The following is an 11,014-nucleotide window of genomic DNA, read 5'->3' on the forward strand; positions in this document are numbered from 1 at the left end:
CCCCCGAACCCCTGACCCGAACAGGAGCGATGACATGGACAAGTCCTGCGTCCGCCCCCTCGACCTGGACGACGCCGTCGCCCTCGTCGGCATCCTCGCCGCCCTCCAGGCCCTCCTCGACAGCGGCGGCCTCCCCCCTGAGGAGGTCGAGGCCCTGCGCCACGGCCTCGAGCAGGGCGGCGCCCTCCTCCCCGGAAGTGACGAGAACGAGATCGCGACGGCTCTGGGTGGGCTGAACGCCCGCCTGCGTGGGACCATCGGGTGATCGCGCCGCGCTCGACGTTCCCGTAGCCTTCATCCGCGCTCGTGTCGACCCCGGAGACGCGCTCCCCCGCCCGCGGGTAGCGTCCGGTCCGGTCCCGCACTCCCACGGGGTCGCTGAACCCCGAGTGCCGGAGGAGATCCGATCGTGAACGGTGACCACTTCGTCCTCTCGACCGCGACGCCGTGGGACGACCGCACCGAGATCATCGGCGTGTACGCCTCCGAGGCGTGGGCCCGCGAGGCGGCGGCCGCATGGCTCGGCTCGCCGGACCGCGAGGCGTTCCCCCGGTGCGTCATCGAGGGCTGGAGCGGCGCGCACCTCCTCGGCCGCGAGGTCGTCGAGGCCCTCGGCTTCGACGACGAGGGCGGCGACGAGTCGCTGGGCGGCCCCCGCAGCCTCTGACCCGGCGGGCTAGCCGCCCCAGTGCGACGGGCGCTCGAAATGCGACGGCAGCGTGGTCGCCGCATCCCCTCGGGCGCTGTTCACCTGCGCCTGGGTGAGGTAGACCGCCTCGGCGAGCCGCGCACCGGACACGTCCGCATCACGAAGGTCCACCCCGAGCAGGTCGCACCGCTGCAGATCCGCACCCCGCAGGTCCGCAGCCAGGAGGAGCGCGCCCCGCAGATCCGCTCCCCGCAGGTCCGCGTTCCGGAGCGGTGCGCCCGCCAGATCGGCACCCGGAGCGAGCCGACGGCCCTTCGACCGGCGGGCAGCCGGCGCCGCTCCTGCGCGAGCGGCCGCGCTCGCCGCGATCAGGAGCGGCCGGGATGCTCCGTACTCCGCGTCGACGTCGACCGCGACCACCTGCTCCGGCTCACCGAGGGTGTGCGCGTGCACCGCGTCGAACCGCTCGCGCAGCTCGTCGAGGAGCGGCGCGGCGACGCCGGGCAGCGCCAGTGCGGAGTCGAGGTACCAGAGCAGCTCGTGCAGGCGGCGCATCAGCGGGAACACCGCGAACATCCGCTCGCGCACGGCCGGGTCCGACCGCCAGGAGACGCCGCCGAACGTGTGCTGCGAGACCTTCTGGCCGGCGCCGAAGCAGTCGAAGACGGTGCAGCCGACGAAGCCCTGCGGCCGGAGCCGGCGGTGGATCGTGCACGCGTCCTCGCCGTCGAGGTTGACGCACGGGTCCCCGGCGCGCTTGTCGAACGGGAAGTCGGCGGAGCGGGCGAAGGCGAGGGCCACGCAGCACAGGCCGAAGCAGTTCGCGCAGTCGGCGCCGAGGTCCTCGCGGCGGCCGAGCTCGACCCTGGTGCGTGACGTCATCCGTCCGAGCCTACGCGCGGCGGCGCCTCCGGATCAGTGCGCGAGCGCGAGCACGCCGACGACCAGCACGCCGAGGCCCACGATCCCGAGCAGCGAGACGAGGCTCTCCTTCCAGGAGAGGCCCGCGCGCACGACGGCGATGAGGGCGATCCCCGCGAGCGTGGCGACGTAGACGCCCGCGCCGATCCGCAGCGCGACCGTCGCGTCGATCCAGCCCAGCGCCGCGGCACCGAGCGCGAGGACCGGCAGCGACGCCGAGGCGAGCGCCCCGCCCGCGATCCGCAGCATGGTGTGCGTCTCGGAGCGCGAGGGCGCCGAGGCGTGCACGACCTGGTGCGCGATCACCTCGGCGACGAAGCCCGCGGCCGAGATCCCGATGATCGAGATCACGAGGCTCTGGAGGGCGTGGACCGCGTCGGGGTGGTCGCCGACGAGGTAGATCATCACCACGGCCAGGCCCGTGAAGGTCGCGTAGACGCGCTCCTTGAGGGCGCGGGCGATCTCGTCGAGGGGGCGGCGGGTCCGCTCCGCCCACCGGCCGGCGCGGCCCGGGCGCAGGCGCACGGGCGTCATCCGGTCGGCGGGTGCGGTGCGGCCCTCGTCGGCCGTTCCGTCAGTAGGAGGCTGAGTCGACACGTGCCGCGGAGGAGTCGCCCGAGTGCCGCGCGGCGAGGTCGCCGAGGATGGTCGCGGAGCCGCTGGTGCCGAAGCGGGTGACGCCGAGGCCCCGGTAGGCGAGGAGCGTGTCGAGGTCGCGGACGCCGCCGGACGCCTTCACCTGGACGGCCTCCGAGACGGCGCCGCGCATGAGGCGGAGGTCGTGCTCGTTCGCGCCTCCGCCCGCGAAGCCGGTGGCGGTCTTCACGAAGTCCGCTCCGGCGCGCTCGGCGGCCCGGCTGCCCTCGACGACCTGCTCGTCGTCGAGGAGGCTCGTCTCGAGGATGACCTTGACGACGTGGCCCTCGGCGGCCTCGACCACGGCGCGGACGTCGTCCTCGACGTCCTGGAGCAGGCCGCTGCGGAGGCGGCCGATGTTGACGACCATGTCGAGCTCGGACGCGCCGTCGGCGAGCGCCTGACGCGACTCCGCGACCTTCGCCGCGGTCGAGGTGGTGCCGTGGGGGAAGCCGATGACCGTGCCGACCAGGACGCCGGAGCCCTCGAGCCGAGCGACCGAGTGGGCGATGTCGGAGGGGCGGACGCAGACGCTGAACACGCCGGACGCGCGCGCCTCGTCGAGCTGGGCGTCGACCTCGGCGCGGGTGAGCTCGGGCTTCAGGATCGCGTGGTCGATGAGCGCCGCGATCTCGGCGACGGTGGGCAGGCTGGAGTCGGTCATCCGCACATTTTACGTCCGCCGGCGGGACGACGAAGGCCCGCGATCCGATGGATCACGGGCCTTCGATCGTTCACGCCGCTAGCGGCGCCGGGTCACCAGCTGGACTTGGTGATGCCGGGCAGCTCGCCGCGGTGCGCCATGTCACGGAAGCGGACACGCGAGATGCCGAACTTCGTGAGGTTGCCGCGGGGGCGGCCGTCGACGGCGTCGCGCGAGCGGACGCGGACGGGCGAGGCGTTGCGGGGGAGCTTCTGGAGGCCGACGCGGGCGGCCTCACGGGTCTCGTCGGTCCCGGCCGGGTCGACCAGGGCCTTCTTCAGCTCGAGGCGCTTGGCGGCGTAGCGGTCGACGATCACCTTGCGCTGCTCGTTGCGGGCGATCTTGCTCTTCTTGGCCATACTTAGCGCTCCTCGCGGAAGTCGACGTGCTTGCGCACTACGGGGTCGTACTTCTTGAGCACGAGACGGTCGGGGTCGTTGCGGCGGTTCTTCTTGGTCACGTAGGTGTAACCGGTGCCGGCCGTCGAACGGAGCTTGATGATCGGACGGACGTCCTGCTGCTTGGCCATTAGATCTTCACCCCGCGAGCGAGAACATCCTTGACGACGGACTCGATGCCACGGGCGTCGATGACCTTGATGCCCTTGGCCGAGAGGGTCAGGGTGACGTTACGGCGAAGCGACGGCACGTAGTACGTCTTCTTCTGCACGTTCGGGTCGAAGCGGCGCTTGGTGCGCCGGTGCGAGTGCGAGATGGCGTGCCCGAAGCCGGGGACGGCTCCGGTCACCTGGCAGACTGCTGCCATGGTTTCCTCCATGTGTGGTTACCGTGGATCACGCGCGGCACGAAGCCCCGCCCGACCCACCCAAGGTCACTTGTCGGCGCACCGCCCGCCTGTCCGGCCGGAGCCGGAGCTCCTGCCCGGTGGGCAGCACGCAAGCGCGTGCAGATGCACGCAACCTCGCTAGGCTACGCGACCCGGGCGGCGGCCGCAACAGGGTGGGGACACTCCCCCGACAGGGTGGGAACACTGCCCCGACAGGGTGGGGACGCTGCCCCGACAGGGTGGGGACGCTGCCCGGACGTGCACGGGGACTTCCTGGGAGGTTCCGGCAGAAGTGGCCTCCCGTACCCCCCGAGCAGGGCGTTCGTGTACCTTCCGCCTTCCTCGCGGGTCGACGACCGCCCTACTCTGAGCCGACCGCGGGCGCCCGCTCCCGGCAGCAGCCGGGAGTAGCAGCACATGCGCCAGTCCTTCCTCCGTTCCCTCGTCGCCGCGGCCGTGCTCGTAGCGGGCGCAGGACTCAGCGTCGTGGCCGCGCCGACCGCGTCGGCGGCGCCGGTCTTCAGCACCGCGTGCTTCACCTCCCCGAAGGTCTCGACGGTGTCGCAGTACACCGTTCCCGCGACCGGGGTCTCGACGGTCCGCGCCGTCCTCAGCGGACAGAACGGTGGGAAGGGTGCGAGCGGCCTCGGGACGGGCAACGCCGGCGGACGCGGCTCCAGCCTCGTCGTCGAGGTGCCCGTCACGCCCGGGCAGGTGCTGGAGATCGGGCGCCTCGCCGGCGCCCCGGCCGGAGCGGCAGGCGCCACGCGCTACGTGAACGGCGGCGTCTACGGGGGCGACTCCGGCGGCGCGGGCGGCGACGCCCAGTACCTCAGCACGGCCGGCTCGGACGGCTGTCAGCACGCCCTCGCCGTGGCGGCGGGCGGCGGAGGCGGCGGCGGGCGGTCCTCGGTCGGCGGCGACGCCGACGCCGGCAGCGGCGCGAGGGGCGGCGGGAACGGCGGCAGGAACAACGCGGCCGACGGCGGCGGCGGCGGCGCGGCCGGGCAGAGCTCGGGCGGCTCGCCCGGCGCCCGCGGCTACAGCACGTTCGGCGAGTGCGCCGACGGCAACAACGGCCAGTGGGGCGTGTTCCTCAACGACGGCAAGGGCGCCGACGCCGGCGCCTCCCGCGGCGGCGGCGGCAACTGCTCGTTCCCCGGCCACAGCGGCGGCGGCGGCGGGGCCGGCTGGTGGTACGGCGGCGGCGGCGGATCGCCCTACGTGTTCGGCAGCATGAACGACACCCTCGGCGTCATGAACGACCCCGGCGCCGGCGGCGGCGGCTCGAGCTACGTGCACCCGAGCGTGACGAGGATCTCGCAGACGGCCGGCCCGACGGCGGCCGACCCCGTGGTCGCTCCGGTGTACGACACCGCCGTGACCGTGACGCGGACCCCCGACTTCTCGATGCTCGGGCAGGAGGTCACCGTCACCGCGAAGGTGACCATCCCGAGCCTGGGCCGGCCGGTGGCCGCCGGCGGCACCGTCGAGATCCTCACCGGTGCAGGCACCAGCAGGGTGACCCTCGACGCGGACGGCGTCGGCGTTCTGACCACGAGGGACATCCCGCAGGGCTGGAACGAGATCCGCGCGCACTACCCCGACACCATCACCCCCGCCGAGGCGGGACGAGGGAGCTGGTCGGCGCTCCCCGCTCTGCGCCACGAGGTGCGCGCGTGCGCCGCGGCACCCGTCATCACCCGGCAGCCCTCGGACATCGCGGGCGTCACCAACCAGATCTACACGCTGACGATGGGCGTGAGCGTCTCGGCCGTCTACGGCGGCATCCCCGCCGTGTCGTGGGAGAGGTCCACCGACGGCGGCGCCACGTGGAAGCCCGCCCTCGGCCGGGCGGGCGCACGGGAGGACGGGACCGCGTTCCTCGAGGCCGGCCCCGATCCCACCGGCTCCTACCGCTACCGGGCGACCCTGACCACCTGCGGGGGCAGCGTCCGCAGCGAGCCGGCCACCGTGGCGGTGGGCGGCGTGCGCTTCGACCTGTCGACGCTCCCGCAGAAGGCGTACGGCGACTCCTTCGACGCGAGCCCCTACGCGCAGGCCGTCGATGTGCCCGGCCGCTCGATCGTCCTGAGCAGCAGGACCGCCGAGACCTGCTCCGTCAGCGGCATGAGGGTGACCGTGCTCCACGCCGGCGTCTGCACGCTCGCGGCGAGGCTCGACGCGCTCGCTCCTCTGGGCTGGGCGGGCGAGCCCCTGCAGAGCTTCACGGCGAAGCCGAAGGCGCTCACGGTCACCGCTCCGACGGTCGACTACCCGCGAGGCGCGCCGTCCCCCGACCTGCGCTGCACGGCCGCCTTCGTCGGCTCCGACACCTTCGGCGCCCCGCTCACGGCCGGCGTCTACCGGCCGATCGTCACGGCGGACGACGTCATCTACCGCTTGATCCCGAACTGGCCCACCTCCACCTTCACCACCTTCACCACGCGGTGCAGCGGCGCGAAGGTCAGCAGCGACTACACGATCGCGGGGTACAAGGACGGCGCGCTGCGCATCGTCGCGGCTGTCCCGATGGTGACCGCCTCCTCGCCCTCGTCGACCTACGGATCCACTCCCCCCGCGATCACCGCCTCCGTGACCGGCTCCCCCTCGGGGACCGTCTCCTGCGGCGCCTTCGCGGCGTCCGACACCGGATTCAGGACGCCGCTGGCGCTCTCCGCGACGACCCCCGTCGGCCGCTACCCCACGCGCTGCTCCGGCCTGACGAACCCCTCGGGACAGCTGATCACCATCGACGGCGCGCTCACGATCTCGCCGGCGCCCCTCACGGTGACCGCGTCGAGCCCCGGGACGCAGGCGCACGGCACCGCGACCGCCCCGACGGTCACCTGCACGGCCGACGGCTTCGCTGGAACCGACCGCTTCGTCACCGAGCCGACCGGCGCCTACTACACGGCGGACGGCACCGGGAAGGTGACGGTCGGAGCGCGCACGCCCGTCGGCGACTACGTCACCAGGTGCGACGGAGGCGATGCGGGGCCGAACTACACCCTCCGGTCGATCCCCGGCACCTTCGCGCTGGCCGACCGCTCTGCCCCCGTCGTGACCGTGCCCGCCGCCGTCACGGCCGAGCCGGTCGACGTCTCCGGCGCCGTCGTCACCTTCGCCTCCTCCGCGGAGGACGCGGTCGACGGAGCCGTGGGCTCGACCTGCACGCCCGCCTCGGGAAGCGTCTTCCCGATCGGGGACACGACGGTCGACTGCACCGCGGACGACGAGGCCGGCAACACCGGCACGTCCTCGTTCCGGATCACGGTCCGGAAGTTCTCGCAGACGGTCGCCTTCACCTCCTCGCGGCCGACCGCGCCGACGGCGCTGGGCACCTTCACTCCGACGGCCACCGGCGGCGGCTCCGGGAGCCCCGTCTCGATCGGAGCGACCGGATCCTGCGCGATCGCCGACGGCGTCGTGACCTTCACCCGGAGCGGCACCTGCACCGTGACCGCCGACCAGGCCGGCGACGACCACTACACCGCGGGGCGCGCCTCCTTCGATCTCGAGGTCGCGAAGGCGTCGCAGACGCTGACGGTCGCGGTGCCGAAGACCGGCGTCCTGGAGTCGACCGGCGTCGCCACGGCGACCTCGAGCTCGGGACTGCCGGTGCTCGTCAGGACCTTCTTCGGCTGCACCGTCGCCCCCGACGCGACGGGTGCGCAGATCCTGACCTACACCGAGCCCTCGACCTGCGGCGTGCAGTTCGACCAGCCGGGCGACGAGGTGTACGCGGCCGCCGACGGTCTGGTGCGCTTCGTCCCGATCTCGCGGATCCCCCAGACCGTCGTCGTCACCTCGACTCCGCCCGACCGGGTGTTCACCGACGACCGGTACACGGTCGAGGCGACCGGCGGCGGCTCGGGCAACCCGCTCGTGATCGCGGTGATCGAGAACGGCAACTGCACCATCGCGGACGACGTGGTGACGTTCTTCGGCGACGGCACCTGCACGGTGACGATCGACCAGGCCGCGGACGATCGGCACGACGCCGCTCCGCAGGTCCGGCAGGTCATCACGGTCGGGACTCCCGAGGGGAACCTCTCCTTCGGTAGCACCGCGCCCCCGCACGCGATGTCGCTCGAGACGTACCGGCCGACGATCGTGCCCGGCCCGTCGAAGGGCGTGCCCGTGCTCTCCGCGAGCCGAGACTGCTCGATCCTCCCGGACGGAGTGACCGTGCGGAACGACGGTGCCGGGCTCTGCGTGCTGTCCCTCGACCAGCCCGGAGACGGCTACTGGCCCGCGCGGCACGCCGAGCAGGAGTACTCGATCTACTTCCTCCCGCAGACGGTCCGGATCACGAGCGCGCCTCCGGTCGGCGCCGTCCTCGGGGACACGTACCGCCCCGTGATCGAGGGCGGCGCCTCGGGCATCGCTCCGTTCCTCCTCACCACCGCGTCGTGCTCGGCGAAGGACGGCGTGGTCACCTTCACCACGAAGGGCGTCTGCGGCGTCTTCGCCTACCAGAACGGCAACCGGCAGTACGACAGCGCCCGGCCCGCCGTGCAGGAGGTGGAGGTCGGCTACGCGCCCGGCTCCGTGGCGTTCACGACCGCCGTCCCGACCGACGCGGAGGTCGGCGGATCCTTCACTCCCGCCTTCACGCGCGGACCGTCCTCCGGCCCCTCGGTGCTCAGCGTCTCGGGCGCCTGCTCCGACGGCGAGAACGGCGCCGTCCGGTTCGACTCCGCGGGCACCTGCACGCTGACGGCGATCCACTACCGCGACGCCACCTACGGCACCGCGCGGGCGGTCCAGACCTTCGAGGTCACCGCGATCGCGCAGACCGTCGCCTTCACCTCGACCGCGCCGTCGACGGCCGCGGCCGGCGACACGCTCACTCCGACCGCGACGGGCGGCGCGTCCGGGCTCCCCGTGACGATCGGAGCGACCGGCGCCTGCACGCTCGCCGACGGCGTCGTCACCTTCGCCGGCAGCGGCACCTGCACCGTCACGGCGGACCAGGCGGGCGACGGGCGCTACGCCGCGGCGGCGCAGGCCTCGCAGACCGTCGCGGTCACGCAGCTCGCGGGCACCGTCGCGTTCGGCGGCGATGCTCCGGCCGAGGCCCGGGTCGGGGGCTCCTCGACGGCCGCGGTCGTCGCCGGCCCGTCCAGTGCTCCCCCGGTGCTGACGGCCTCCGGCGCCTGCTCCGTCGGGCCCTTCCGACTGGTCTCCTACGACTCCGCCGGCACCTGCACGCTAACGCTGGACCAGGCGGGCGACATCCGCCACAGCACAGCGCCGACGGCGGTGCGCAGATTCGAGATCACCCGGATCGCGCAGACCGTGGCCTTCACCTCGCAGGCGCCGGACTCGGCGCTCGCGGGCGGCACCTACCGCCCGACCGCGACCGGCGGGGCCTCGGGGCGGCCCGTGGTGCTCGGCGCCTCCGGGTCCTGCACGCTCACGAACGGGGTCGTCTCCTTCACCGGATCGGGCACCTGCACGGTGACCGCCGACCAGACGGGCGACGCCCGGTACGACGCGGCGGAGCGGGCCTCGCAGGTGATCGCGGTCGGACTGCTCGCGGGCACCGTCTCCTTCGGCGGCACCGCGCCGACCGGTGCGACGGTCGGCGGGACGACCACCCCGCGGATCGTCGCCGGACCCTCCACCGCGCGTCCGGTGCTGACCGCCTCCGGAGCATGCTCGGCGGCCGCAGGAGTCGTGTCCCACGACTCCGTCGGCACCTGCACGCTGACGCTCGACCAGGCGGGCGACTCGCGGTACGGCGCCGCTCCGCAGGCCGTCCGCACCTTCGCGATCGGCGCCCTCGGCCAGACGCTGGCGTTCGCCTCGCCGGTCCCCGACGCGGCGGTCGCGGGGGGCTCCTACACGCCCGTCGTGACGGCCGGCGCGTCGAGCGCCCCCGTGGTGCTCGGAGCGGCCGGGTCCTGCACGGTCGCGGACGGCGTGGTGACCTTCACCCGCTCCGGCACCTGCACGGTGACCGCGGACCAGGCCGGGGACGAGCGTCACTCGGCGGCTCCGCGGATCTCGCAGTCGGTGGATGTCGGCACGGCGGCGGGAGCGGTGTCGTTCCGCGACGCCGCTCCGACGGACGCCCGGATCGGCGGCTCCTGGACCCCGTCGATCGTCCGCGGCCCGTCGAGCGCCGACCCGGTGCTCGACGCCTCCGACTCCTGCTCGCTGGGAGAGGACGGCACGGTGTCCTACGACTCCGTCGGCACCTGCACGCTGACGCTGGACCAGGCCGGCGACGACGCTCACGCGCCCGCGGAGCAGGTCGTCCGGACCTTCCCGATCGGCAAGGCGCTGCAGACCGTCGCCTTCACCTCCGCGGCTCCGAGCACGGCGACCGCGGGCGGCCGCTACACGCCGACCGCGGCGGGCGGCTCCTCCGACCTGCCGGTCACGATCGGCGCCACGGGCGCGTGCTCGCTCGCGAGCGGCGTCGTGACCTTCAGCGGATCCGGCACCTGCACGGTCACCGCGGATCAGGCCGGCGACGCCTCGCACGACGCGGCTCCCCGGGCGACCCAGTCGATCGCGGTCGCCGCGGTCGTCCCCCAGAAGAAGAAGGCGCAGAAGGTCGCCTTCTCGACCACGATGCCGTCCTCGCCCGAGAAGGGGATCGCCTACCCGGTCGCGGCCACCGCCTCCTCCGGTCTGCCCGTGAAGCTGTACGCGAGCGGCAGCTGCACGCTGACCGCCACCGGCGCGGGCACGGCGACGGTGCGGCTGACGGGCGCGGCGAGCTGCACCGTCCGGGCCACGCAGGCGGGCGACTCCGCGTGGCTCGCCGCGACCTCGGTGACGCAGTCGCTGCAGGTGAAGTCCTCCACCCGCGCCGACCTGACGCTGACGCTGGCGCCGGCGCCGGGACTGGCGGCGACGGCCCCGCTCTCGGGCACGATCACCGTCCGGAACACCGGCACCCGGGACGCGGCGACGACGACCACCCGGGTCGTCGTCAGCGGAACGGTGGCGAGTGCGCCCGGCGCCGTGCAGACGAAGGGCTCGGCCGCGGGCACGACGGTCCTCACCTGGACCGCGCCGAGCGTCTCGGCCGGGCGGAGCACCACCTACTCGGTGACGCTGGTCGACCGGCCGGCCGCCACGACGATCGACGCCAGGGTGTCGACCGCCGCCGCCGATCCCACGCCGGCGAACAACGCGGTCAGGCGCACCTTCCGGTAGAGGCTGCGGGGAGGGAGGGGTGTCGCGCCGCGTTGCCCGCTCCCTCCCCGACCGCTACGGTCGCGGTGCCGCCGAAGGAGACGGTGCCCGCGAGCAGTCCGACCGCGATCACCTGCGAGGCCCGCTCCGCCGCGTCGTAC

The 11,014-nt window shown here is 73.9% G+C and carries 9 protein-coding genes; 3 read left to right on the plus strand and 6 right to left on the minus strand.

Translation table 11 applies throughout. The annotated features are described in order from the left end of the window. Positions 1–34 precede the first annotated feature (34 nt). Both C5D09_RS16470 and C5D09_RS16475 read left to right on the plus strand, forming a co-directional pair. Positions 35–265 carry a hypothetical protein gene (locus C5D09_RS16470; protein ID WP_104227350.1) on the plus strand — a complete coding sequence of 77 codons (231 nt, stop codon included), beginning with the start codon at positions 35–37 and terminating at the stop codon, positions 263–265. A 144-nt stretch (positions 266–409) separates the two neighbouring features. Further along, positions 410–667: a hypothetical protein gene (locus C5D09_RS16475; protein WP_104238985.1), complete on the plus strand. Its 258-nt coding sequence runs from the start codon at positions 410–412 to the stop codon at positions 665–667. Between the two features lie 9 nt (positions 668–676). Here C5D09_RS16475 and C5D09_RS16480 read toward each other — a convergent pair whose 3' ends face one another. The 6 genes from C5D09_RS16480 to rpmB form a co-directional block, all read right to left on the minus strand. Further along, positions 677–1,531, minus strand: coding sequence for a pentapeptide repeat-containing protein (locus tag C5D09_RS16480; protein ID WP_104269795.1), 855 nt, complete (start codon positions 1,529–1,531; stop codon positions 677–679). Positions 1,532–1,564: 33 nt separating this feature from the next. After that, on the minus strand, positions 1,565–2,167 hold the full coding sequence (locus tag C5D09_RS16485; protein ID WP_146085666.1) for a hypothetical protein: 603 nt from the start codon (positions 2,165–2,167) through the stop codon (positions 1,565–1,567). After that, positions 2,145–2,870 (minus strand): deoxyribose-phosphate aldolase, encoded by a 726-nt coding sequence (deoC, locus tag C5D09_RS16490; RefSeq protein ID WP_181027245.1) that lies wholly within the window; start codon positions 2,868–2,870, stop codon positions 2,145–2,147. The genes C5D09_RS16485 and deoC overlap by 23 nt, the downstream gene beginning before the upstream one ends. Before the next feature lie 92 nt (positions 2,871–2,962). Then, the gene (rpsN, locus tag C5D09_RS16495) at positions 2,963–3,268 is read right to left on the minus strand and encodes a 30S ribosomal protein S14 (protein WP_104225107.1); all 306 of its coding nucleotides are present in this window, start codon (positions 3,266–3,268) and stop codon (positions 2,963–2,965) included. Between the two features lie 2 nt (positions 3,269–3,270). After that, positions 3,271–3,438, minus strand: a complete 168-nt coding sequence (gene rpmG, locus C5D09_RS16500; RefSeq protein WP_027692168.1) for a 50S ribosomal protein L33 — start codon at positions 3,436–3,438, stop codon at positions 3,271–3,273. Further along, complete coding sequence (rpmB, locus tag C5D09_RS16505; protein ID WP_056038148.1) at positions 3,438–3,674, minus strand: 50S ribosomal protein L28; 237 nt, start codon at positions 3,672–3,674, stop codon at positions 3,438–3,440. The genes rpmG and rpmB overlap by 1 nt, the downstream gene beginning before the upstream one ends. Before the next feature lie 438 nt (positions 3,675–4,112). Here rpmB and C5D09_RS16510 point away from each other — a divergent pair, with 438 nt between their 5' ends. Further along, positions 4,113–10,874: an HYR domain-containing protein gene (locus tag C5D09_RS16510; RefSeq protein ID WP_146085667.1), complete on the plus strand. Its 6,762-nt coding sequence runs from the start codon at positions 4,113–4,115 to the stop codon at positions 10,872–10,874. Positions 10,875–11,014: the final 140 nt, after the last annotated feature.

This window comes from Rathayibacter sp. AY1C9 (genome assembly GCF_002932315.1).
Lineage (GTDB): Bacteria > Actinomycetota > Actinomycetes > Actinomycetales > Microbacteriaceae > Rathayibacter.

What these genes read in the sequence shown, in the direction of transcription:
- C5D09_RS16470 (WP_104227350.1), top strand. Translation starts at nt 35, where the DNA reads ATGGACAAGTCCTGCGTCCGCCCCCTCGACCTGGACGACGCCGTCGCC.
- C5D09_RS16480 (WP_104269795.1), bottom strand. Translation starts at nt 1,531, where the DNA reads ATGACGTCACGCACCAGGGTCGAGCTCGGCCGCCGCGAGGACCTCGGC.
- deoC (WP_181027245.1), bottom strand. Translation starts at nt 2,870, where the DNA reads ATGACCGACTCCAGCCTGCCCACCGTCGCCGAGATCGCGGCGCTCATC.
- rpsN (WP_104225107.1), bottom strand. Translation starts at nt 3,268, where the DNA reads ATGGCCAAGAAGAGCAAGATCGCCCGCAACGAGCAGCGCAAGGTGATC.
- rpmG (WP_027692168.1), bottom strand. Translation starts at nt 3,438, where the DNA reads ATGGCCAAGCAGCAGGACGTCCGTCCGATCATCAAGCTCCGTTCGACG.
- rpmB (WP_056038148.1), bottom strand. Translation starts at nt 3,674, where the DNA reads ATGGCAGCAGTCTGCCAGGTGACCGGAGCCGTCCCCGGCTTCGGGCAC.
- C5D09_RS16510 (WP_146085667.1), top strand. Translation starts at nt 4,113, where the DNA reads ATGCGCCAGTCCTTCCTCCGTTCCCTCGTCGCCGCGGCCGTGCTCGTA.